Here is a 22,076-nt window from a genome sequence, read left to right as displayed (position 1 = left end):
TGTCAGGTCAGATGCAGGAGGAAACCCTGGGCCGGAGCCAGCACCGGCAGCGGCAGGCCCACGTCGCCGAGCAGCGCCCCGCTGACCTCCACGCCTTCGCGCAAGGCCTGCTCCCACCACGAGGGTGGCGCGGACTCCACGAGGTGTGGGAGCCCCGCCTCGGGGCGGACGCGGAGCCGGTACGCGCGCTGCGGGGCGAGCCCCGGCAGGGGCACGAGCCCCGGGACCGTGGACCCGGCCGTATGCAGACGCGCGACCGTGTAGACCGCCTCACCGCGGTCGGTCGCGACGGTGCCGGTCACGAGGAGGCCAGTCGTGCCTGGGTCAGGGTCGTCCGCGCGGACCAGGTCACCGGAGTGGACCACCGACCTCAGCTCGCGGTAGAGCGCCGACCAGGCCCGCAGCGCCTCCAGCTCCTCTGACGTGCAGCCGCTGACGTCCCATTCGAGGCCGGCGTGACCCTGCAGTGCCAGAAGCATCCGGAACGACAGGTCCACGGTGCGGTGCGTCGTGTGCGCCGTGGGCGGCCCCACATGGCTGCCCATGAGCTCTGCGGGCACGAGCAGGGATGTCCAGCGCTGGATCTGCGCCCGCTCCAGAGCGTCGTTGCAGTCACTGGTCCAGATGCGGTCCGTCCGGGACAGCACGCCGAGGTCGACGCGCGCGCCGCCGCTGGAGCACGACTCGATCTCCAGGTCCGGGTGCGCGGCTCGAAGCCGGTCGAGCAGCGCGTAGAAGGCCGTGGTCTGCGCGTGGACCGCGTGCCGGTCGGCGGCCGTCCCGTCCGACCGCACCGCCTCGTGGAGGTCGCGGTTGTGGTCCCACTTGACGAAGTCGATCCCGAGTCGGCGCACCAGGCTGCTGATCTGGCCCTCCACGTGGGCCGCCGCCTCCGGGTTCGCGAGGTCGAGGACCTGCTGGTGGCGTGACTCGCGGGGATGGCCGGCCCGTGGACCGAGCACCCACCCGGGGTGCGCTCGCACGAGGTCCGAGTCGGCGTTCACCATCTCGGGCTCGAACCACAGGCCGAACTCCATTCCGAGGCCCTTGACATGCTCCACCAGCGGATCGAGGCCGTCCGGCCACACCTGCGGCGACACGACCCAGTCGCCCAGCCCTCGCTGGTCGTCCCGGCGGCTACCGAACCATCCGTCGTCGAGGACGAACCTCTCGACCCCCAGCCCGGCGGCCGTGTCGGCGAGTGCGGTGAGCCGCTGGAGGTCGTGGTCGAAGTAGACGGCCTCCCAGGTGTTGAGCACGAGGGGCCGAGGGGACGCGGTGTGCGTCGCGCGGGCCCGCTGGCTACGGTGCAGGCGGCGGGAGAGGCCGTCCAGCCCGTCGGTGGCGTGCACGAACACGACCTCCGGGGCGGTGTACCGCTCGCCAGGCGCCAGCCGGACCTCGCCGGGCTCGAGCAGCTCGGCCCCACCCAGAACGGCTGCGTGCATCCCCGCACCCTCGGGGAGCCGCTCCACCAGATGCTCATGGTTGCCGCTCCACGCGGTGTGCACCGCCCACACCTCGCCACTGCGGAACCCGAAACCCGGGGTGCCGACGGTCAGCAGGAGGGTCGCGTCATGGCCGGTGCGACCGCGACGGGAGGCGCGCAGATGGGTACCGTCCTGCAGCGTGCTGCGTTGCGGAGCCCGCTCGCGGCACCAGCGCCCGGTGAGGTCGAGCACCTCGCCGGCCCTCCTGGGCAGCGGGAGCAGGGCGCGGAGCGAGCCCACGTCCAGGAGATCGGCCGAGCCTTCGGCGGTATGGGTCACCGCCAGCCGGACCCGCAGGACCCCGTCGGGGTCCAGGTCGTAGTCGAGCTCCACCTCGACCCCCTGGTCGGCAGCGAGCACGCGCAGCCCCGCGTCCCCGCGGCTCTCGCAGGTAACCCGCCAGCGCGGGGCCGCCACGCCACCTGCGCGGTGCACGGCGTACGCCGGAGTGCCGAGCCAGCCGTCCCCGGAGGTAGGTAGCACGGTGAAGGGCCACGCCTCGTCGAGGGCGTTGTGGGGCACCGGGCCCGCGGCGAGCAGCGGAAGCTGGGCGACGGCTTCGGGGGGCAGCTCCGCGCCCCAGTGGAGGACACGAGGCAGCCCGCCTCCGGAGACTTCGAGCACCAGGCTGGTGCCGGCCGCGCTGAGGACGGCGAGAGAGCCCGTCATCCCTTGGTGGCTCCCAGTGTCAAGCCGGCGACGAACTGCTTCTGCAGCACGAAGAAGACGACGAGCGTGGGCAGCGCGATGACGACCGAGCCGGCGGCCACCAGGTTGTTGTCCGTGAAGAACTGCCCGCGCAGGTTGTTGATCGAGCTGGTGACCGGGTACTTGTCACCGGACTGGAGCAGGACGGTGGCCCAGAAGAACTCGTTGTAGATCCACGTCACCTCGAGCGTGGCCAGGGCGGCCAGTGGGGGTCGGCACAGCGGCAGAGTGAGCTGGAAGAACTGGCGCAGCACGCCGGCGCCGTCGACGACCGCGGACTCGTAGAGCTCGCGGGGCAGCGCCTTCATATAGTTCGACAGCACGAAGGCGCAGAACCCGGTCTGGAACGCCACGTTGACCGCGATAAGGCCCCAGTACGAGTTGAGCAGGGTGCCGGAGTCGCTGAACCAGAACGGCACCTGGATCGCCCGGAACATGCGGTAGACGGGGATGAGCAGGGCCTGGGCGGGCAGCAGGTTTGCGGCGGTGAACAGGCCCAGCAATGCGAGGTTGAACCGGAACGAGAAGCGCGCCACCACGAAGGCGATGCAGCAGGAGAGGAACAGGGTGAGCAACACGGCCGGAACCGTGATGTACGCCGAGTTGAGCATGGTGTGCGAGAAGTTGGCTTGCTGCCAGGCGTCCTTGTAGTTCTGCAGCGTGAAGCCGCCCAAGGAGAAGTACCCGTGCTTGGAGGTGTAGTCGTAGTCCCGGAAGCTGCCGAGCAGGGCGTAGGCCACCGGGAAGATCCAGATGACCGCCACGACCGCGAGGAAGACCTGGGTGGGCCTGCCACCGCGCACCGGGCCGCCCGGCCTGCTGCTCGTCGCCACGGGGCTTCGTCCCACGGCCACGACGGGGGCTTCGCTGGCGGCGGTCATCGCTGCTCCTTCATCATCACGCGCAGGTAGAGGGCCACGAACACCGAGGACACGATGAGCATGATGGTGGCCATCGCCGAGCCGAACCCGATGCGGCTGGCCTCGCCCACGATGTTGCTCGTGACGAGGGTCGAGATGAGCTCGAGACCGTTGCGGCCCTTGTTGATCACCCAGACGAGGTCGAAGGCCCGCAGTGCCTCGATGACGGTGACCACGATGACGATCATGTTGATCGGCGCCATGACCGGGAAGACCACCCTGAAGAACGTCGTCCGCTCACTCGCCCCGTCGACCCGTGCCGCCTCCCGCAGCGACGGGTCGACGCCCTTCAGCCCCGCCAGGTAGAGCAACATGATGTAGCCGACATGCCGCCAGCTGGCGGCCAGGAGGGCGGCCCAGAGGTTGTACCTCTGGTCGCCGTACCAGTCGATCGTGCTGCCGGTGACCTGGTTGATGAGGCCCTGGTCACGGCTGTAGATCAGCTGCCAGATGAACCCGATCAGCGCCAGGGACAGCACCACCGGCAGGTAGATGGCGGTCTGGAAGACCCGGGAGCCACGCAGCTCGCGGTCCAGCAGCACCGCCAGGAACAGGCCGAAGGGGGTGGCCACGAGGAACAGGGCCGCCAGCCAGATGAGGTTGTGCTGCACGGCCGGCCAGAACGGCGGGTAGATGTTCACCACGTCGCTGTAGTTCTTCAGCCCGATCACCTTGGCGCCGGAGATCGGGCCGATCCCGTCCCAGTTGGTGAACGAGAGCAGGACCGACGCGATCGCCGGCAGCCAGACCAGCCACAGGACCAGCAGCGTCGGGATGGCGATCATGAGGCCCACGACCACCCGGTCGACGGGACTGAGGTGGTCGATCCCCTTGTACTTCGGTCGTCTGGCCACGGACGCTCCTGGTCTCGGCATCGTCGGGAGCGTCAGCTCGCGAAGATGCTCTGCTTCTGCTTCTCGATGGTGTTGACCAGCCCGTCGACGTCCTTGGGGTTCTTGATGAAGGACTGGATGGCGGGGATCATCACGGTCGAGGCGAAGTCCGGGCGGGTGTCGCGGTCGAGGAACTGCGCGATCGACTTGGCCTGCTTGACGAACTCCACCGACTTCTTCTGCAGCGGCGTGTACGCGCTCTGGTCCGCCTTGTCGCTCGTCGCGATCACGCTCGGGTCGGCCTTGACCGCGAGGTTCTGGGCGTCGGCCGAGCCGAGGTACCCCAGGAGCTTCGCGGCGCCGGCCTGGTTCTTCGGCCGCTTGCTCATCATGTAGCCGTCGATGGGGGCGTCGATCGCGTCGGCACCGATGTTCGAGTCGATCTCGGGGAAGTTGAAGAAGTCCAGGTCCTCCTGCTCGGCACCGGCCTTGAACTGCTGGGCGACGAACGACCCGAGGATGTAGGTGCCGGCCTTCTTCTGCTGCAGCGCCTGCGCCGCCTCCTGCCAGGTCCGCCCGAGCGAGTCGGGCTGGTGCAGGTCGAGCAGCCCCGCCCACGTGTCGAAGACCTTCTTCACCTTGTCGCTGTTCCACGGCTCCTTGCCGGCCATGAGGCTGACGTGGAAGTCGTAGCCGTTGATCCGCAGGTTGAGCTGGTCGAAGGTGCCCATGGCGGGCCACCCGTCCTTGTCGCCGAAGGCGATGGGAACGAGGCCGTCCTTCTTCATCTGCGCGCCCAGGCTCTTCAGCTCGTCGAGGGTCTTGGGCGCCTGGTAGCCGTACTTGGCGAAGACGCTCTTGCGGTAGAAGACGGCCCACGGGTAGTAGGTCGACGGGACGAAGTACTGCTTGCCGTCGTCTCCGGTGGAGGCCTTCTTCAGCGCGTCGGACATCCCCTGGAGGTTCTTCCACACGTCCGAGACGTCGCCGGCGAGGCTCTTGCTCGCGAAGAACCGCATCCGGTAGCCGGAGAACCAGGTGAACACGTCGTCCGGAGAGCCCTGAAGGTAGTTGTTGATGTTCTCCTGGAAGGTGTTGTGGTCGATCGTGTTGACCTTCACCGTGAGGCCGGAGTTCGCCTTCTGGAAGGCGTCGACGACCGCCTGCACCGCAGCCTTCGGCACGGCGTCGGACTGGTTCGAGCCTAGCGTCACGGTCCCGGTGGCCTTGCCGCCACCGCTGCTGCCGCTGTCACCACCGCAGGCCGCCAGGAGCGCCGGGGCTGCGAACAGGGTGCCGGCGCCCACGGCGCCGCGCAGGAGGGTCCGGCGGCTCACGCCGCGGACGGACGGGGGCACGAGACTGGCCAGGTAGTCGGCCTCGGAAGCGTGGCGGGTCATGCGGGTCTCCTTTGACCTGGGGGTGTGCGCCGGCGTGGTGAGCCCGAACCCGTCATCCGACAGTTTCGATCAAAAACCACCAACACTGAGCGAGGATGGCGCGCGGGGACGCCGGTGTCAATAGAGTGTCCGCAATCGTCTCGCGTGGGCTACCACCCAGGTTTCGGCTCGCAGCAAGCCTTCTCGGCTGACAAGGGGGCTCACGTGGGCTTCTTCGCCCCCTCGGGGAGCCGCGTGTTTGGTTTTGTTGACATACCAAGGAAATTCGGACGACACTTGCCGCCATGCGCCCGTGGCCCAGTGGAAGAGTCGCCTTCGGAGGGGACTACAACCCCGAGCAGTGGCCTCGGGAGGTGTGGCTCGAGGACATGGAGCTGATGCGCCGAGCCGGCGTCTCCTTCGTGACCCTGGGCGTCTTCTCGTGGTCCTGGCTCGAGCCGGCCAAGGGCGAGTACGAGTTCGCCTGGCTGGACGACGTGATGGGCCTGCTGCACGAGAACGAGATCGCCGTCGACCTCGCGACCGCGACGGCGACTCCGCCCCCGTGGCTCTCCGCGGCTCACCCCGAGCTCCTCCCGGTGGACCGCCAGGGGCACACGCTGTGGCCGGGCAGCCGCCAGACCTGGTGCCCCAGCAGCGTCACGTACCGCGACTACGCCCTAGCGCTGACGACGCAGCTCGCGCAGCGCTACCACGACCATCCGGCGCTGGCCATGTGGCACGTCTCCAACGAGTACGGCTGCCACAACATCCCCTGCTACTGCGACCGCTGCGGCGCGGGGTTCCGTCGATGGCTCGAGCAGCGCTACGGCAGCGTGGACGCGCTCAACGAGGCGTGGGGCACCGCCTTCTGGAGCCAGCGCTACACGGCGTGGGACCAGGTCCTGCCGCCCAGGCTCACGACGACCTTCGCGAACCCGACGCACGAGCTGGACTACCGGCGCTACCAGTCCGACGTCCTGCTCGACTTCTTCCGCGCGGAGAAGGCCGTGCTCACCGAGCTCTCGCCAGGGGTACCGGTGACGACGAACTTCATGACGCTGCGGCACTTCGACAAGCTCGACTACCATCAGTGGGCGGCGGATCAGGACGTCGTGAGCACCGACCACTACATCGTCAACACCCTCCAGCACCCGCGGGCCGAGCTGGCCTTCAGCGGCGACCTGACCCGCGGCCTCGCCGGTGGCCGCCCCTGGCTCCTGATGGAGCACTCGACGAGCGCGGTGAACTGGCAGCCGGTCAACCCGGCGAAGGACCCGGGTCAGACCCTGCGCGACAGCCTGGCCCACGTTGCTCGTGGGGCGGACACCGTGGGCTTCTTCCAGTGGCGCCAGTCCCGCTCCGGCTCCGAGAAGTTCCACTCGGCGCTGGTCCCGCACGCGGGCGCTGACAGCGCCCGCTTCCGCGAGGTCTGCGAGCTCGGAGCGGTCGCCGCGAGGCTCGGCGAGGTCTGCGGCTCGCGCGTCGAGGCCGACGTCGCGATCCTGTGGGACTACCAGGCTCGATGGGCGGCGTCGGGTCCGGCGATGCCCTCGAGCCTGCTGGACTACGCCGCGGTGCCGCACACCCTGCACCGCCTGCTGCGGGAGCGAGGCATCACCGCCGACGTCGTGCACCCCAGTGCCGACCTGGCCGGCTACCGCCTCGTCGTCGTGCCCACCCTCTACCTGGTCACCGACGAGGATGCCGGCTCCATCGCGGCGGCCGCCCACGCCGGGGCGCAGGTGGTCGTCACGTTCTTCTCCGGCATCTCCACCCAGGACGACCACGTCCGCCTGGGTGGCTACCCGGGGGCCTTCCGCGACCTGCTCGGCCTACGGGTGGAGGAGCTGTTCCCGCTCATGCCTCAGGCGCAGGTGGCGGTTGGCGACGGCTGGGGCACGCTGTGGAGCGAGGACGTCACCGCGGTGGACTGTGAGGTGCTGGAGACGTACACGTCGGGACCCCTCGCCGGACGCCCGGCCGTAACGCGGCGAGCCACTGGTGAGGGCGCCGCGTGGTACCTCAGCACGCTGCTCGACGACGAGGCTCTCGGCGGGCTCCTTGACCGCGTCACCGCAGCCGCGCAGGTCACCGCCCCTGCGCAGGTTCCGTCTCGAGTCGAGGTCACGCGGCGTAGCGGCCAGAATGGGTCGTGGTTGTTCCTCGTCAACGACTCCGGCGACCCCCAGCAGGTGGCCGTGACCGGGTACGACCTGGTGTCCGACGGCCGTGTCGGGCCCACCGTCAAGCTCGCGCCGGGTGCCGTCGCGGTTGTCAGGGAGGAGTGAGCCGGATGCTCGCCAGCCAGCGGCGCTCCACGATCCTCGGGATCGTGGAGGAGACCGGCGCCGTCAAGGTGTCGGAGCTGGTGGACCAGCTCGGCGTCTCCGACATGACGGTCCGTCGTGACATCGAGCAGCTGGCCACCGAGGGCCTGCTCGAGCGTGTCCACGGCGGGGCCCTGGCGGTGGGAGGACGCACCAGCGACGAGCCGGGCTTCACGGCCAAGTCGGGTTTGATGCACGCAGAGAAGGAGACGATCGCCCAGGCGGCCGCCGCGCTCGTAGAACCGGGCGCGGCGATCGGCATCTCGGCGGGCACGACGACGTACGAGTTCGCCCGCGTGGTGCGTGCGGTGCCCGACCTCACCGTGGTGACCAACTCGGTTCCCGTCGCCCAGCTGCTGCACGAGTCGGGCACGCCGGGCCAGACGGTCGTCCTCACCGGCGGCATCCGCACCCCCTCGGACGCCCTGGTCGGTCCGGTGGCGGTCGCGGCCCTGCGCATGCTGCATGTCGACCGGCTCTTCCTGGGCGTCCACGGCATGGACCCTCGCGCCGGCCTCACCACCCCGAACCTCGTGGAGGGCGAGACGAACCAGGCGATGGTGGACAGTGCCCGCCAGGTGTGTGTCCTGGCGGACCACACCAAGTGGGGCATCGTGGGGCTGAGCACCATCATCCCGCTCGCGCAGGTCGACACGCTGGTCACCGACGAGGGCCTGGGGACGCGGGCCCGTCGCGCGGTCGCCGAGGCGGGTGTCGAGCTGGTCCTCGGCTGCAAGGGCAGGCCCTCACCGGGGCGCAACGGCCGGGGGCGGTCATGAGGGTCCGTCGGACGAGCCGCCGCCTGGCGGACGGCCGGGAGATCATCTACTTCGACGACACGCCTGACGCGCCCGCGCGCACGGCGCAGGACACCCGGCCCCTCGGCGAGCGGGCTGCCGCGGGCGAGATCCGGTACGACGCCCTCGTCGGCGACTGGGTGGCGGTGGCCGGACACCGCAGCGACCGGACCTTCCTGCCGCCCAAGGACGAGTGCCCGCTGTGCCCCACCGGCACGGGCAGCGTGCCGTCGGAGGTCCCTGAACGGGCATACGACGTCGTGGTGTTCGAGAACCGGTTCCCGTCGTACGCTCCCGTCTCATCCTTCCACAGCGACGGTCACACCGACGAGCTGCACCTGAGCCGGCCGGCACTGGGACGGTGCGAGGTCGTGTGCTTCACGAGCGACCACGAGTCGACCTTCGCCGCACTCAGCGCCTCGCGTGCGCGCACGGTGATCGACGCGTGGGCCGACCGCACCACCGAGCTGGGCGCGCTGCCGGAGGTCGAGCAGGTGTTCTGCTTCGAGAACCGGGGCCAGGAGATCGGCGTCACGCTGCACCATCCGCACGGGCAGATCTACGCCTATCCCTACGTCCCGCAACGCAGTGCCGACCTCCTACAGCGCGCCCGGGAGCACTACGACCGGACCGGGCGTCTCCTGGGCGCAGACATCCTCGCCGCGGAGCTGCACACCAAGGAGCGCATCGTCGTGGACACCGAGCACTGGACCGCGTACGTCCCCTTCGCCGCCCGGTGGCCGGTCGAGGTCCACCTGGCCCCGCGTCGTGATGTCCCCGACCTGCCCTCACTCACCGACGAGGAGCGGGACGACCTGGCGCAGGTGTACCTCGACCTCCTGGGGCGACTGGACCGCTACTACGTCGGCAAGGACGACACCCCGATCCGCATGCCCTACATCGCGGGGTGGCACCAGGCTCCGGCGAAGCAGGGGCGGGACGTCTCCCGCCTGCACCTGCAGGTCATGTCGGTGCTGCGCTCCCCCAAGAAGCTCAAGTACCTCGCCGGCTCGGAGTCCGGGGTCGGCGGCTGGGTCAACGACATACCCCCCGAACGGGTGGCGGCGCGGCTGCGCGAGGTCGCCCGGTGACGGCCGACACCGCCGTGCACCTTTTCGAGGAGACGTTCGGCGGCCGGCCGTCTGGGGTGTGGTCCGCCCCCGGACGGGTCAACCTCATCGGCGAGCACACCGACTACAACGCGGGTCTGTGCCTGCCCATCGCCCTTCCCCACCGGACGTATGCCGCGCTGGCGCCCCGTGAGGACCGGCTGCTGCGCGTGGTGTCCGCGCAGGGCGACGGGGTCGTGGAGGTCTCGCTGGACGACGTCGCAGCCGGCCGCCCGGCGGGGTGGGCCGCCTACGTGGCCGGAGTTCCCTGGTCGCTGGAACGGGCCGGACGGACCGTGACCGGTGTGGACGTCGCCGTGGACGGGGGGGTGCCGCTCGGCGCAGGCCTGTCCAGCTCCGCAGCGCTCGAGTGCGCGGTCGCCATTGCCGTGTCGGACCTCTGCGGCCTGGACCTCAGCACGTCCCACGAGGGACGCGTCACCCTCGCCGCTGCCTGCGTCGAGGCGGAGAACGTCGTCGCGCAGGCGCCCACCGGCGGCATGGACCAGTCCGCCGCACTGCTGGCCGAGCAAGGCCACGCCCTCCTCCTGGACTGCCGGGACCACACCACCCGCCAGGTCCCCTTCGACCTCGACGGCCACGACCTGGCCCTGCTCGTCGTCGACACGAGGGCAGAGCACCAGCTCGTGGACGGCCAGTACGCGGAGCGGCGGGCCTCCTGCGAGCGTGCCGCCCAGGAGCTGGGGGTCGCCAGCCTGCGCGAGATCGCCGGCGACACCCTGGAGGACCGCCTCACCACCCTCTCCTCGGACCTGCTGCGCCGTCGCGCCCGGCACGTCGTGACCGAGATCGCGCGGGTGGAGGCAGCCTGCGTCGCGCTGGAGGCGGAGGACTACCGGACCCTGGGCAGGCTCTTCCTGGAGTCCCATGCCTCCATGCGCGACGACTTCGAGATCTCGGTGCCAGAGCTCGACACGGCTGTCTCGGCTGCCACCGCCGCCGGCGCCCTCGGCGCACGGATGACCGGCGGCGGCTTCGGCGGCTCCGCGATCGCGCTGCTGCCCCGCGACGAGGTGGACGGTGCCCGGCGGGCTGTCGAACGGGCCTTCGCCATGCACGGGTTCACCGGGCCGGAGAGCTTCGTCGTCACTGCGGAGGGGCCGGCTGCCCGAGACCTCTGACGTGGGTCCCTCTGACGTGGGTCTCTCCGACGTGGGTCTCTCCGACGTGGATCTCTCTGGCGTGGATCTCCCCGACGTGGATCTCTCCGACGTCGACCTCTGGCGTCAGCCGAGGTCGTAGTCGACGACCACGGCCGCGTGGTCCGACCACCGTTGGTCGTAGGCAGCTGCTCGGCCGGCCGCCGCCGACGTCGCCCGGCGGGCCAGTGGCCGGCTCGCCAGCTGGTAGTCGATGCGCCACCCCGCGTCGTTGTCGAAGGCTTTCCCGCGCCACGACCACCAGGTGTACGGCCCCGGGCCGGGCCCGTGCAGCCGGCGGTGCACATCCACCCAGTGGCCGTCGGCGAGCCAGGAGTCGAAGTAGGCACGCTCTGCCGGCAGGAAGCCCGCCTTGCTGACGTTGGCTCGCCAGTTCTTGAGGTCGTCCGGCTGGTGGGCGATGTTGAGGTCGCCCGTGACGACCGCGAGTGCGCCCGCCGCGGTCCAGTCCTCGAGGCGGGCGCCGAGGGCGTCGAGGAACCGCAGCTTCTGCCGCTGGCGCGGTGTGCCGGCCTGGCCCGTGTGAACGTACGTCGACACCACCGTGACAGGGCCGGCGGACGACTCCAGGTCCACCTCCACCCACCGCCCTGCCCCGTCGAACTCGGCCGGCCCCACCGCGGTCCGGACGCGGGCGTGCGGCTGACGGCTGACCACGGCCACGCCGGCCCTGCCCTTGGCCGGGGCCTCGGTGTGGGCCACGTGCCACCCCGCGAAGCCGCCGTCCTGAAGGACCTGGGACAGCTGCGCGTCGCTGGCGCGGACCTCCTGCAGACACAGGACGTCGGGCCGCTGGTCCGCCAGCCACCTAACGCCACCTCGCCGGGCTGCGGCTCGGATCCCGTTGACGTTGGCGCAGATCAGTCGCACCGGCTCATTCTTCCCGGCGCCCCTCGGCGGGTCGCACTAGGGTGGCCGGCATGGCCGACCCCGCGGACAGCACGCCGAGCCAGAGCGCCCGCGCCGAAGGTGCCACCAGCACCACGACCACCGACACCACGACCGTCACCACCACTCCCGCGCCGCCCCAGGACGACCTTGTCACGACGAAGCACACCCTCGCCGTGGGCCGCCGCCGGCTGCGCTACTCGGCCACGACCGGCCGCGTGGTCCTGCGTGAGGAGGTCCTGGAGGACGGTGTGTTCAAGGGGCACCAGGCGAAGGCGGAGCTGAGCCTGACGTCGTACGTCGTCGACGCCCCCGTCTCGGCGAACCGGCCGATCACCTTCGCGTTCAACGGCGGGCCCGGGTCCAGCTCGGTCTGGCTGCACCTGGGGCTCCTCGGCCCCCGCCTGGTCGACTCGGGCGACGTGGGCGCGCTGACCCCTCCCCCCTACGGCCTGGTCGACAACCCACAGTCCCTGCTGGCGGTGTCGGACCTCGTCTTCATCGACCCGGTCTCGACCGGTTACTCCCGGTCGGTGGAGGGCGGCAAGCCGCGGGACTACCACGGGTTCACGGCAGACATCGAGAGCGTCGGCGAGCTGATCCGCCTGTGGACCACGCGCCAGAACCGTTGGCTGTCACCGAAGTTCATTGCCGGGGAGTCGTACGGGACGGTCCGCGCGGCTGCCCTGGCAGAGCACCTCCAGTCGCGTCACGGGCTCTACCCCAACGGCCTCATCCTCATCAGCTCGGTGCTCGACCTGGCCACCGTGGACTTCGACTTCAGCAACGACCGCGCCCACGTCGACTACCTGCCGACCTACGCCGCCACGGCGCACTACCACGGTCTGCACGGGCGACGGTCGCTTCGCAGCGTGCTCGCCGAGGCGGAGGAGTACGCGGCACGCGACTACCCGTGGGCCCTGTCCCGGGGGGCTCGGCTCACTGCCGCCGAGCGCGCCGAGCACGTATCCCGGCTCGCCCGCCTCACCGGGCTCGGCGAGGACTACGTGCACCGAGCCGACCTGCGCATCGAGCATGTCCGGTTCTTCACCGAGCTGCTGCGCGGCCGCGGCCTGGCCGTCGGGCGCCTGGACTCCCGGTTCACCGGGCCCCTTGCCCGTGGCATCGCCGAGACCTGGGACGCGGACCCGTCGATGGACGCCGTCGCCGGCCCCTACGCCGCCGCCTGGAACCACTATGTCCGCGAGGAGCTCGGCTACTCCAGCGACCTGCCCTACACCCAGCTGTCGGAACGGGCCCACACCGAGTGGTCCTACAAGGAGTTCGAGGGCAAGCCCGTCGACGTGAGCCGCAAGCTGGGACGCGCCATGCGCGCGAACCCCCACCTGAGGGTCCACATCGCCTACGGCTACCACGACGGCGCGACGCCGTACTACGGGGCGCAGGACGTCGTCGCCCACCTGGACATCCCGGCGTCGTTGCGGTCGAACCTCGAGCACTCGTACTACGAGGCCGGTCACATGATGTACGTCCACCAGCCGTCCCGCCTGGACCAGAGCCGGGACCTCGCCGACTTCGTCACCCGGTCGAGCCGTCCGCCAGGGCCGGCGAGCTAGGCGGCGCTAGGCGGCCCGGCCCACCTGGGCCTTCTCGGCGGGGGTCTCGGGACGAGCCGCGGGCCGTCTCGTGGCCTGCTCCCGTCGCGTCGCCCGCCGACGGGGAGCCGTCTGCGCGGTGGGGCCGTAGTAGCCGCCGTAGTACCCGCTGTCGTTGCCTTTGGGGGCGACCCGGTTGAGGACCACGCCCAGAGTGTGTCCCTGCACGGCGTGGAGGCTCCCCAAGGAGGCGGCGAGGTGGCTGTCCAGCGTCTGGCCGGCCGTGACGACCACCAGCGCACCGTCAGCCGAGGCGGTGAGGACCGCCGCGTCGGTCACGGGCAGCAGCGGTGGCGCGTCGATGATCACCGTGTAGCCACTGTCCGCCAGCCCCTCGAGGAGCCGCCGCATGGCCTTCGAGCCCAACAGCTCGCTCGGGTTGGGTGGCGTACCACCCGCCGCCAGCACGGTCAGGTCGGGCAGGCCGTGTACCTGCTGGGCGACGTCCGCGAACTCCACCCGTCCGATCAGCACGTCGGTCAGGCCGGCGCCCTCCACGAGCCCGAAGGACTCGGCGACGACGGGGCGTCGTAGGTCTCCGTCGATGAGGACCACCCGGCGGTCCGACATGGACAGGGCTGCAGCGAGGTTCGCGGCGACGCTGGACTTGCCGTCACCCTGCATGGGGCTGGTGACCACGATGACGCGCGGCGGGTTGTCGATGTCCATGAACTGCAGGTTGGTCCGCAGCTTGAGGAAGGCCTCCGCAGTATGCACGGGGTCGCGGCCGTCGGCCAGCCCGACGACGAGGGGCACGAGGCCGCCCCGCTTGCGCACCATCGCCGCGCTCGTCGGGATCGCCGCGGCGACGGTCACGCCGAACTGACGCTCGATGTCCTCGGCCCGGCGGAGCTTGCGGTCCAGCTGGGAGCGCACCACGGCGTACGCCGTGCCGAGCAGCAGCCCTGCCACGAGGCCGAGGCCGAGGTTCCGGACGAGGTTGGGGGAGACGGGCGCGGAGGGAAGGGCTGCCGACTCGATCGGCACGACCCGCAATGCCTGCCCCGCGGTACCGCCGGGGTTCTCGACCTGCGCCACCTGGCGCTCCAAGGCCTGCACCCAGGCGTCGGCGAGACGCTGAGCCGCCCGCGGGGAGCCTGCCCTGGCGCTGATCTTGATGAGGACGGTGTCGGGCGGCTGGCTGACGGAGACGCTGCCGATGAGGCTGGCGGGCGCCATAGTGAGGCCGAGCTCGTCGATCACCGCCGACGCGGTCGCCCGGGACTTCGCGAGGTCGACGTAGGACGCGGCCCGGGACTTCGCCAGCGCGTCGCCCACCGACGCCTCGCCAGGGTTTGAGCTCGAGCCGGCGCTGACGAAGCCGCTGGCGTCGGCCTGGTACACCTTGGGCTGCATGATGCTCAGCCCGGCCGACGCGGCCACGGTCAGCAGCACCATGGCCACGACGGCACGCCAGTACGAGCGAACCACTCTGACGTAGTCCTTCAGCTCCATGACGCATCTCCGGACAGTGAGCCGCGGGCGGGGGGGCCCGAGGCAGGGGCGGGGGTGATGTGACGAGCGGTCATCGCGGCAGTCGTTCCTCTACTCTGCGGGCTGTGACGGAACGCGCCGACCGGGGTCCAACGTCGCGCATCACGGTCCAGGCCGTGGGCGTGCCGGTGGAGGTCTGCGTCCGCGGGGACAGGGCAGCGGAGGTCGTGGCCAGGATGCATCGGCTGTGGGAGCTCTGCCCCGCGCCGCCCGGCGCCGCCGCTCGAGCGGTGGTGGACGTGGTCTTCGACAGCCGGCCGGAGGCAGTGGGCCACGCGCTCACCGAGGGTCTCGTGGCCGGCCTCAACCTCGAGGACCTGCTGCAGGTGGTCACCCAGCGCATCACCGTGGCCGCCATCGACGCCCGCGCGGGCGAGTGCTTCATGCTGCATGCCGCCTGCCTCGCGGACCCCGGCACCGCACGGGCTGCGGCGTTCGTCGCGGCCGGCGGCACCGGCAAGACGACCCTGGTGCGCACGCTCGGAGCCGGACGCTGGTACCTCACGGACGAGACGACCGTCGTGCTGGACGACGGGACCGTCGAGCCGTACCCGAAGCCACTGTCGCTCCGCCGCGCGCCGGACAGCCTCTCGAAGAACGAGACCCCGCCGACCACTGTCGGCCTCAGAGCACCCACAGCCGACGTACACCTGGCCGCGCTGTGCCTGCTCGACCGGGACGACGCCCACGAGGGCGAACCGGTCCTGTCCCGGCTGGACACGCTCGACGCTGTGGTTGCCCTGGTGCCGCAGAGCTCGCACCTTCCGCGGATGCGGCGGCCACTGCAACGGCTGGCTGCCCTCTGCGAGGCGGTGGGTGGTGTCCATCGGGTGACCTATCGGGATGCGGCCACGGTGGCCGGTGTGGTGGACGAGCTGATCGGTGCGGCGCGGTGAGAGCACGCCGGGTCCCCGTCGACGACCGGGTCGACCGCGGGGGTGAAGCACTGGTTCTGCTGGGAGACCACGTGGTGCGCGTGTCCGAGCTCGGCACGGCGCTCCTGGACAGCTGCCCCGACTGGACCGACCTGGAGGTCCTCACCGAGAGGCTGGTGTCGCGCTTCGGTCCGCCGGAGGACCGTGCGGCTGCCACCGCGACCCTCGAGGCGCTGCACCGGCTGCACGAGCAGGGACTGGTCGACCTTGGCTGAGGACCGCGGTGAGGAGGTCTGGCGCCGAAGCCCGGACCTGGGGGTGGTGGAGAGCCCTGGGCGAGTGGTCGTGCTCGACCTCTCGCGACCTCGCACGGCTCGCCCCTTCGTCATGCAGGGTTCGGCGGAAGCCGTCTGGAGGGCCCTGAGCCGCCCCCGCAGCACCCAGCAGGTGGTGACGTACGTCGCCGACGACTTCGGTATCCCTGCCACCGAAGTCGAGGCCGACGTCGTCTCCTTCCTGCTGCAGCTGCAGGCCCGAGGCCTTGTCCGGACAGGCTTCCGCCGGTCCCCCTGACACACCGTCATCCCCCGAGTCAGGCGTGGAGGTCGATCCGCACGGTGGCGGTCTGAGTGATCCCGTTGACCGTGTACGTGACGGTCTCGTGGGTGGTCGCGTTGTTGTCGGGACGGGTGAGCAGGAACGACGCGGTCGGGGCCGACGGCGTCACCATCACCGCCACGGTCGGTAGGGTCGCCCAGGGGCCGCCGGTCAGGGCCGTCAGGACGACGCTGTAGCTGCCCTTGACGTCGGCGAAGCTGAAGTAGAACGTCACCTGGCGGTTGCCGTCCACGGCCTGGCCCTTCTGGGCCGTGACCGAGCCGAGGATGGGCGTCGCCGGCACCACGGTGGACCCTGCGGCCGCCGGCGCGGCGAAGGCGCCCACGATGACCGGCACGGACCATGCCGCCCCGAGGTTGACGGTGCGACGGCTGACCAGCGTGGCCGCGTCCCGAGCCGCTTTGTGTGGACCCTGCTCCTGCATGCTCTGCTCCCCTGCGTTTCCAGGCCCTGGGCCCGTTTGCTTGTGTGCGATGAACGTAAAGGACAGGGAGGTGTTTGGTAAGCGTTTGGTAAAGACCCGTCGCGAGAATGTCCCAATTGAGCGCATTTCAGGGTGCGCAACAGCCCTGTTTTCGTACGTCGACCTCATCCGTTTGCCTGATGACCTGCGGCTTTACCGTCCCTTTACCTTGCTGGCCACTATCGGCGTGCGTCCAGCCGCGAGCGGGTGTCGTCACCCGTGGTCCGGCGCGGGTACGGAAGAGTGACGCCGGGGCCGTGGCGGCCTGTGGTCCATCAGTAAGGGAGAAGAGCAATGCGCATACCGGCACTGGGCTCCAGACTCGGCGCCGAGGCCCTGGGAACGTTCTGGCTCGTCTTCGGTGGTTGCGGCAGTGCCGTGTTCTCCGCCAAGTTCCTGGCCCCCAACGTCGTGGCCGGGCAGAGCGTCCAGCTGGGGATCGGGTTCCTCGGGGTAGCGCTCGCCTTCGGGCTCACCGTGATGACGATGGCGTACGCCGTCGGTCACGTCTCGGGGGCTCACTTCAACCCTGCGGTCACGATCGGCGTGGCCGTAGCCAGGCGGTTCCCGTGGCGCGACGTCCCGGGCTACGTCGTGGCACAGGTGGTGGGCGGTCTGCTGGCGGGGCTCGCCCTCTGGGCGATCGCGTCCGGGGTCCCAGGCTTCAGCGCCACCGGGCACCTGGCCGCGAACGGCTACGGCGAGCACTCGCCGGCGGGCTACACCCTCGTGGCGGTGCTGTGCGCGGAGGTCATCCTCACGGCGTTCTTCGTCTACATCATCCTCGGGTCCACGGACGACCGGGCCCCACTCGGCTTCGCGCCGATCGCGATCGGTCTGGGTCTCACCCTCATCCATCTCGTCTCGATCCCCATCAGCAACACCTCCGTCAACCCCGCCCGCTCGACGGCGGTGGCGTTCTTCAACGGCAACGGCGCCCCGGGGCAGCTGTGGGCCTTCTGGGTCGCACCGGTCGTCGGCGCCGCCATCGCGGGAGCCACCTACCACCTCATCACCGGGATCGACCGGCGCGCCGAGGACATCACCGGGCTCGTCGACCCAGAAGCCGTCCGGCACACCTCAGGGACCTGAGGTCGCAGAGGTCCAGCACGGAGTCCAGCACGGAGTCCAGCAGGGAGTCCAGCACGGGTCGAGCGCTGGTACCGGAGCCTTGGCCGCGGCCCGGTTGGGTAACGTGAGCACCGCCCACGCACCTGTCGTGCGACCGCACCACTTCCAGGGAGAGAGCCGCGTCCATGGCCAAGATCATCTACACCCTCACCGACGAGGCGCCCCGGCTGGCGACCTACTCCTTCCTCCCCGTGGTCGAGGCGTTCGCGGGGACGGCCGGTGTGGAGGTGGAGACGCGGGACATCTCGCTGGCGGGCCGGATCATCGCCGCGTTCGACGACATGCTGCCGCCCGAGCAGCGCGTCGGTGACGCCCTCGCCGAGCTCGGCCAGCTGGCCACGACGCCGGAAGCGAACATCATCAAGCTGCCCAACATCTCGGCGTCCGTCCCGCAGCTCAAGGCGGCCATCGCCGAGCTGCAGGGCAAGGGCTACGCCCTGCCGGACTACCCGGAGGAAGCACTCACCGACGAGCAGCGGGATGTCCGCGCGAGGTACGACAGCGTCAAGGGGAGTGCCGTGAACCCCGTGCTGCGGGAAGGGAACTCGGACCGGCGCGCGCCCGCCGCAGTCAAGAACTATGCCCGCAGGCACCCGCACAGCATGGGCGCCTGGTCGCCGGAGTCCCGGACCAACGTGGCGACGATGGGGCAGGACGACTTCCGTTCCAACGAACAGTCAGCGGTCCTGACGTCGCCGGACACGCTCACGATCCGGCTGCTGGGCGACAGTGGCACGACGACCGTCCTCAAGGACGGTCTGGCGGTACTGGAAGGCGAGGTCGTCGACGCCACGGTGATGAGGGCTGCCGCCCTGGACACCTTCCTGCGCGAGCAGGTCGCCCGGGCCAAGGCCGAGGACGTCCTCTTCTCCGTGCACCTCAAGGCCACCATGATGAAGGTCTCCGACCCGATCATCTTCGGCCACGTCGTACGAGCGTTCCTGCCGGAGGTCTTCCAGACGTACGGAGAGCAGCTGGCTGCAGCGGGGCTGTCGCCGAACAACGGGCTCGGGTCGGTGCTCGACGGGCTGGCCGGACTGGAGAACGGCGAGGAGATCCGGGCCGCCGTCGAGAAGGGTCTCGCCGACGGCCCGCGGCTGGCGATGGTGAACTCGGACAAGGGGATCACGAACCTGCACGTCCCCAGCGACGTCATCGTCGACGCCTCCATGCCGGCGATGATCCGCACCTCCGGCCACATGTGGGGGCCCGACGGCGCCGAGGACGACACCCTCGCCGTCATCCCCGACAGCTCGTATGCGGGCGTGTACCAGGCCGTCATCGACGACTGCCGGGCCAACGGCGCCTACGACCCGACCACCATGGGGTCGGTGCCCAACGTGGGGCTCATGGCCCAGAAGGCGGAGGAGTACGGCAGCCACGACAAGACGTTCGAGATCACCGAGCCGGGCCGGGTGCAGGTGGTCACTTCCACCGGCGATGTCCTGCTGGAGCACGAGGTCGCGGCCGGCGACATCTGGCGGGCCTGCCAGACCAAGGACGCAGCAGTCCGGGACTGGGTCAAGCTCGCCGTCACCCGCGCCCGGGCGTCGGCCACGCCCGCCGTCTTCTGGCTCGACCCCGAGCGTGCCCACGACCGGAACCTCGTCGAGAAGGTCCGGAGGTATCTGGGAGAGCATGACACCGAGGGCCTGGACCTGGACATCATGTCGCCCGTGGAAGCCGCCGCACACTCGGTCCAGCGCATCCGCAAGGGCGAGGACACCATCTCGGTGACCGGGAACGTGCTGCGTGACTACAACACCGACCTCTTCCCCATCCTGGAGCTGGGGACCAGCGCGAAGATGCTGTCGGTGGTCCCACTGATGAACGGCGGCGGCCTCTTCGAGACAGGAGCCGGCGGATCGGCTCCCAAGCACGTCCAGCAGCTGGTCCAGGAGAACTACCTGCGTTGGGACAGCCTCGGCGAGTTCCTGGCCCTCGCCGAGAGCCTGCGCCACCTGGCCACCACGACCGACAACGGTCGCGCCCTCGTCCTCGCCGACACCCTCGACCGCGCGACCGAGAGGCTGCTCAGCGAGAACCGGTCACCCGCCCGCAAGGTGGGCCAGATCGACAACCGCGGGAGCCACTTCTACCTGTCGCTCTACTGGGCGCAGGAGCTGGCCGACCAGTCGCAGGACACCGAGCTGGCCGCCGCCTTCGGCGACATCGCGGCCCGGCTGGCGCAGGACGAGGCCACCATCACCCAGGAGCTGCTGGCCGTGCAGGGCCGGCCTGCCGACATCGGCGGCTACTACCGCCCGGACGAGGCCAAGGCCGCCGCGGTGATGCGCCCGTCGGAGACTTTCAACGCGGCCCTGGCGGCCCTGCGCTAGCCGGTCCACCCTGTCGCGGCTCTGGCCGTCCCTCGAACCAGGTCGTGCCGTCATACGCCAGCGCTCGGTCGAGGCGGATGCGGGCTCGGTCGTGGAGGCCGTCCGGCAGACGGTCCAGCGCGAACCAGCCCACGTCCGTCGACTCGTCGTCGTTGACGCGGGCCTCGCCGCTGACGTACTGGGCGGTGAAGCAGAGGTCGATGAACTGGGCCCGGTCGCCGTTGGGGTAGGTGATCTCCGGCAGCGTCCAGACCGCGGTCAGGTGCTCGATGCTCGCCACCACCCCGGTCTCCTCCTCGATCTCGCGGACCAGGCCTGGCGCCGGCTGCTCCCCAGGCTCGAGGATGCCGCTGACCAGGCCCCACGAGCCGTTGTCGGCGCGCCGGACCAGGAGGACCTCACCGCTGTCGTTTCGGACGACCGCGGACACGCCGGGCATCCACAGTGGCTCGTGGCCGATGTGCTCACGCAGCGACAGGACGAACGCGGGGATCGGCATGCCCAGGCATGCTAGCCACCCAAGGAAGGTGACGCCCCGTCCTGCTAGCGTCGTGGACTGCTGCGTAGCAGCCATGCCACCACCGAGAGTGAAGGGCCCACCGTGAGCACTACCCCCGTCAAGGTCGCCGTCACCGGCGCCGCCGGCCAGATCGGCTACAGCCTCCTCTTCCGGATCGCGAGCGGCTCGCTCTTCGGCCCGGACACCCCCGTCGAGCTCCGCCTCCTCGAGATCACGCCGGCCCTGAAGGCGCTGGAGGGTGTCGTCATGGAGCTCGACGACTGCGCGTTCCCGACGCTGGCCAAGGTCGAGATCGGTGACGACGCCGCCACGGTGTTCGACGGCGTGAGCCATGCCCTGCTCGTCGGCGCCCGGCCGCGCGGCCCCGGCATGGAGCGCGGCGACCTGCTGGAGGCCAACGGGGGCATCTTCGCCCCGCAGGGCAAGGCGCTGAACTCCGTGGCGGCCGACGACATCCACGTCACGGTGACCGGCAACCCGGCCAACACCAACGCCCTCATCGCGATGAACAACGCGCCCGACATCCCGCGCGAGCGCTTCTCGGCGCTCACCCGCCTCGACCACAACCGTGCCATCTCGCAGCTCGCGGCGAAGCTGGGCGTGCCCGTCACGGAGATCCGCAAGATGACGATCTGGGGCAACCACTCCGCCACGCAGTACCCAGACCTGTTCCACGCCGAGGTCTCCGGACGCAACGCCGCCGAGGCCGTCGGTGACCAGGACTGGCTCGAGAACACCTTCATCCCCACCGTGGCCAAGCGTGGCGCCGCCATCATCGAGGCTCGCGGGGCGTCCTCCGCGGCCTCCGCCGCCAGCGCGACCGTCGACCACGCGCGGGACTGGGCGCTGGGGACGCCGGAGGGTGACTGGGTGTCGATGTCGGTCTGCTCGGACGGCTCGTACGGCGTGCCGGAGGGCCTCGTCTCCTCGTTCCCGGTCACCGTCACCGACGGCCGCTGGGAGATCGTCCAGGGCCTGGAGATCGACGACTTCTCGCGCGCCAGGATCGACGCCTCCGTCAAGGAGCTCGAGGAGGAGCGCGAAGCAGTGAAGGGCCTGGGCCTGATCGGCTGAGCAGGCCGAGGCAGCGAGACTGCGACGTGGTGAAGCGGGCTCAGCCGCGCGGGCGCAGGTCCAGGACCGAGGTGATGACGGCGAGAGCCGCGGCCAGCAGCCCCATCGTGGCCACGTCGACCCACCGGGACCGCACGACCAGGCCACCGCTGCGGCCGGTGGGCATGACGAGCCGCAGCACGGCTCCGAGCGCGAGCCCGCCGGCCACGAGATAGCCGGCGAGCTGGATCCGGTCCAGGGCGAAGCCGACCAGCCCGAGGACGAGGACCGGCGCCACCAGCCACCACAGGCCCAGCCGCGGGGCGGTCACC

The 22,076-nt window shown here is 70.5% G+C and carries 20 protein-coding genes; 11 read left to right on the top strand and 9 right to left on the bottom strand.

All coding sequences use genetic code 11. The features are described 5' to 3' along the window. Window positions 1-2: 2 nt before the first annotated feature. Genes PHA84_RS01670 through PHA84_RS01655 form a run of 4 tightly spaced genes read right to left on the bottom strand, consistent with a single transcriptional unit; the run spans window position 3 to window position 5,351 of the window. Window positions 3-2,159 carry an alpha-galactosidase gene (locus PHA84_RS01670; RefSeq protein ID WP_270886347.1) on the bottom strand — a complete coding sequence of 719 codons (2,157 nt, stop codon included), beginning with the start codon at window positions 2,157-2,159 and terminating at the stop codon, window positions 3-5. Continuing rightward, a complete protein-coding gene (locus tag PHA84_RS01665) occupies window positions 2,156-3,079 on the bottom strand; it encodes a carbohydrate ABC transporter permease (protein WP_270886346.1) in 924 nt (307 codons plus the stop codon). The genes PHA84_RS01670 and PHA84_RS01665 overlap by 4 nt, the downstream gene beginning before the upstream one ends. Beyond that, on the bottom strand, window positions 3,076-3,972 hold the full coding sequence (locus PHA84_RS01660) for a carbohydrate ABC transporter permease (RefSeq protein WP_270886345.1): 897 nt from the start codon (window positions 3,970-3,972) through the stop codon (window positions 3,076-3,078). Before PHA84_RS01660 ends, PHA84_RS01665 begins: the two co-directional genes overlap by 4 nt. Window positions 3,973-4,004: 32 nt before the next feature. Beyond that, entirely contained in the window at window positions 4,005-5,351 is a 1,347-nt protein-coding gene (locus PHA84_RS01655; RefSeq protein WP_270886344.1) for an ABC transporter substrate-binding protein, read from the bottom strand. A gap of 284 nt (window positions 5,352-5,635) precedes the next feature. Between PHA84_RS01655 and PHA84_RS01650 the strand changes: the two genes are divergently transcribed. Genes PHA84_RS01650 through galK form a run of 4 tightly spaced genes read left to right on the top strand, consistent with a single transcriptional unit; the run spans window position 5,636 to window position 10,708 of the window. Next, window positions 5,636-7,621, top strand: coding sequence for a beta-galactosidase (locus PHA84_RS01650; RefSeq protein WP_270886343.1), 1,986 nt, complete (start codon window positions 5,636-5,638; stop codon window positions 7,619-7,621). A 5-nt stretch (window positions 7,622-7,626) separates the two neighbouring features. Beyond that, window positions 7,627-8,439 (top strand): DeoR/GlpR family DNA-binding transcription regulator, encoded by an 813-nt coding sequence (locus PHA84_RS01645; protein WP_270886342.1) that lies wholly within the window; start codon window positions 7,627-7,629, stop codon window positions 8,437-8,439. Next, the gene (gene galT, locus PHA84_RS01640; RefSeq protein ID WP_270886341.1) at window positions 8,436-9,548 is read left to right on the top strand and encodes a galactose-1-phosphate uridylyltransferase; all 1,113 of its coding nucleotides are present in this window, start codon (window positions 8,436-8,438) and stop codon (window positions 9,546-9,548) included. The genes PHA84_RS01645 and galT overlap by 4 nt, the downstream gene beginning before the upstream one ends. After that, the gene (galK, locus tag PHA84_RS01635; protein WP_270886340.1) at window positions 9,545-10,708 is read left to right on the top strand and encodes a galactokinase; all 1,164 of its coding nucleotides are present in this window, start codon (window positions 9,545-9,547) and stop codon (window positions 10,706-10,708) included. The genes galT and galK overlap by 4 nt, the downstream gene beginning before the upstream one ends. 105 nt (window positions 10,709-10,813) lie before the next feature. Here the strand turns inward: galK and PHA84_RS01630 are convergent, their stop codons facing one another. Continuing rightward, window positions 10,814-11,617 (bottom strand): exodeoxyribonuclease III, encoded by an 804-nt coding sequence (locus PHA84_RS01630; RefSeq protein WP_270886339.1) that lies wholly within the window; start codon window positions 11,615-11,617, stop codon window positions 10,814-10,816. A 50-nt stretch (window positions 11,618-11,667) separates the two neighbouring features. On the opposite strand from PHA84_RS01630, the gene PHA84_RS01625 reads away from it, so the two are divergent. Then, window positions 11,668-13,212 carry a S10 family peptidase gene (locus PHA84_RS01625; RefSeq protein ID WP_270886338.1) on the top strand — a complete coding sequence of 515 codons (1,545 nt, stop codon included), beginning with the start codon at window positions 11,668-11,670 and terminating at the stop codon, window positions 13,210-13,212. A gap of 6 nt (window positions 13,213-13,218) precedes the next feature. On the opposite strand, the gene PHA84_RS01620 is transcribed toward PHA84_RS01625, so the two are convergent. Beyond that, entirely contained in the window at window positions 13,219-14,706 is a 1,488-nt protein-coding gene (locus PHA84_RS01620) for a polysaccharide biosynthesis tyrosine autokinase (protein WP_270886337.1), read from the bottom strand. Between the two features lie 104 nt (window positions 14,707-14,810). Between PHA84_RS01620 and PHA84_RS01615 the strand changes: the two genes are divergently transcribed. Genes PHA84_RS01615 through PHA84_RS01605 form a run of 3 tightly spaced genes read left to right on the top strand, consistent with a single transcriptional unit; the run spans window position 14,811 to window position 16,193 of the window. Then, entirely contained in the window at window positions 14,811-15,641 is an 831-nt protein-coding gene (locus PHA84_RS01615) for a hypothetical protein (RefSeq protein ID WP_270886336.1), read from the top strand. Then, a complete protein-coding gene (locus PHA84_RS01610) occupies window positions 15,638-15,895 on the top strand; it encodes a hypothetical protein (protein WP_270886335.1) in 258 nt (85 codons plus the stop codon). Before PHA84_RS01615 ends, PHA84_RS01610 begins: the two co-directional genes overlap by 4 nt. Continuing rightward, complete coding sequence (locus tag PHA84_RS01605; RefSeq protein WP_270886334.1) at window positions 15,888-16,193, top strand: PqqD family protein; 306 nt, start codon at window positions 15,888-15,890, stop codon at window positions 16,191-16,193. Before PHA84_RS01610 ends, PHA84_RS01605 begins: the two co-directional genes overlap by 8 nt. A gap of 19 nt (window positions 16,194-16,212) precedes the next feature. On the opposite strand, the gene PHA84_RS01600 is transcribed toward PHA84_RS01605, so the two are convergent. Next, window positions 16,213-16,662 (bottom strand): hypothetical protein, encoded by a 450-nt coding sequence (locus PHA84_RS01600; protein ID WP_270886333.1) that lies wholly within the window; start codon window positions 16,660-16,662, stop codon window positions 16,213-16,215. Window positions 16,663-16,995: 333 nt separating this feature from the next. Here PHA84_RS01600 and aqpZ point away from each other — a divergent pair, with 333 nt between their 5' ends. Continuing rightward, window positions 16,996-17,793: an aquaporin Z gene (gene aqpZ / locus PHA84_RS01595; RefSeq protein ID WP_270886332.1), complete on the top strand. Its 798-nt coding sequence runs from the start codon at window positions 16,996-16,998 to the stop codon at window positions 17,791-17,793. A gap of 164 nt (window positions 17,794-17,957) precedes the next feature. Continuing rightward, on the top strand, window positions 17,958-20,171 hold the full coding sequence (locus tag PHA84_RS01590) for an NADP-dependent isocitrate dehydrogenase (RefSeq protein ID WP_270886331.1): 2,214 nt from the start codon (window positions 17,958-17,960) through the stop codon (window positions 20,169-20,171). Here the strand turns inward: PHA84_RS01590 and PHA84_RS01585 are convergent. Beyond that, on the bottom strand, window positions 20,143-20,670 hold the full coding sequence (locus tag PHA84_RS01585) for an NUDIX hydrolase (RefSeq protein ID WP_270886330.1): 528 nt from the start codon (window positions 20,668-20,670) through the stop codon (window positions 20,143-20,145). The genes PHA84_RS01590 and PHA84_RS01585 overlap by 29 nt on opposite strands. 102 nt (window positions 20,671-20,772) lie before the next feature. Here PHA84_RS01585 and PHA84_RS01580 point away from each other — a divergent pair, with 102 nt between their 5' ends. Beyond that, window positions 20,773-21,765 (top strand): malate dehydrogenase, encoded by a 993-nt coding sequence (locus PHA84_RS01580; RefSeq protein ID WP_270886329.1) that lies wholly within the window; start codon window positions 20,773-20,775, stop codon window positions 21,763-21,765. A 40-nt stretch (window positions 21,766-21,805) separates the two neighbouring features. Here the strand turns inward: PHA84_RS01580 and PHA84_RS01575 are convergent, their stop codons facing one another. Further along, window positions 21,806-22,075 carry a DUF3017 domain-containing protein gene (locus PHA84_RS01575; RefSeq protein ID WP_270886328.1) on the bottom strand — a complete coding sequence of 90 codons (270 nt, stop codon included), beginning with the start codon at window positions 22,073-22,075 and terminating at the stop codon, window positions 21,806-21,808. Between the last annotated feature and the right edge of the window lies 1 nt (window position 22,076).

It is taken from the genome of Pedococcus sp. 5OH_020 (genome assembly GCF_027812955.1).
GTDB lineage: Bacteria > Actinomycetota > Actinomycetes > Actinomycetales > Dermatophilaceae > Pedococcus.
Note: the sequence above shows the minus strand (reverse complement) of the source record. Positions and strands in the feature narration are given on the sequence as shown.

Coding starts and splice junctions, on each gene's coding strand:
- PHA84_RS01670 (WP_270886347.1), bottom strand. CDS start 2,159: ATGACGGGCTCTCTCGCCGTCCTCAGCGCGGCCGGCACCAGCCTGGTG.
- PHA84_RS01665 (WP_270886346.1), bottom strand. CDS start 3,079: ATGACCGCCGCCAGCGAAGCCCCCGTCGTGGCCGTGGGACGAAGCCCC.
- PHA84_RS01655 (WP_270886344.1), bottom strand. CDS start 5,351: ATGACCCGCCACGCTTCCGAGGCCGACTACCTGGCCAGTCTCGTGCCC.
- PHA84_RS01650 (WP_270886343.1), top strand. CDS start 5,636: ATGCGCCCGTGGCCCAGTGGAAGAGTCGCCTTCGGAGGGGACTACAAC.
- PHA84_RS01645 (WP_270886342.1), top strand. CDS start 7,627: ATGCTCGCCAGCCAGCGGCGCTCCACGATCCTCGGGATCGTGGAGGAG.
- galT (WP_270886341.1), top strand. CDS start 8,436: ATGAGGGTCCGTCGGACGAGCCGCCGCCTGGCGGACGGCCGGGAGATC.
- PHA84_RS01625 (WP_270886338.1), top strand. CDS start 11,668: ATGGCCGACCCCGCGGACAGCACGCCGAGCCAGAGCGCCCGCGCCGAA.
- PHA84_RS01620 (WP_270886337.1), bottom strand. CDS start 14,706: ATGGAGCTGAAGGACTACGTCAGAGTGGTTCGCTCGTACTGGCGTGCC.
- PHA84_RS01600 (WP_270886333.1), bottom strand. CDS start 16,662: ATGCAGGAGCAGGGTCCACACAAAGCGGCTCGGGACGCGGCCACGCTG.
- aqpZ (WP_270886332.1), top strand. CDS start 16,996: ATGCGCATACCGGCACTGGGCTCCAGACTCGGCGCCGAGGCCCTGGGA.
- PHA84_RS01590 (WP_270886331.1), top strand. CDS start 17,958: ATGGCCAAGATCATCTACACCCTCACCGACGAGGCGCCCCGGCTGGCG.
- PHA84_RS01585 (WP_270886330.1), bottom strand. CDS start 20,670: ATGCCGATCCCCGCGTTCGTCCTGTCGCTGCGTGAGCACATCGGCCAC.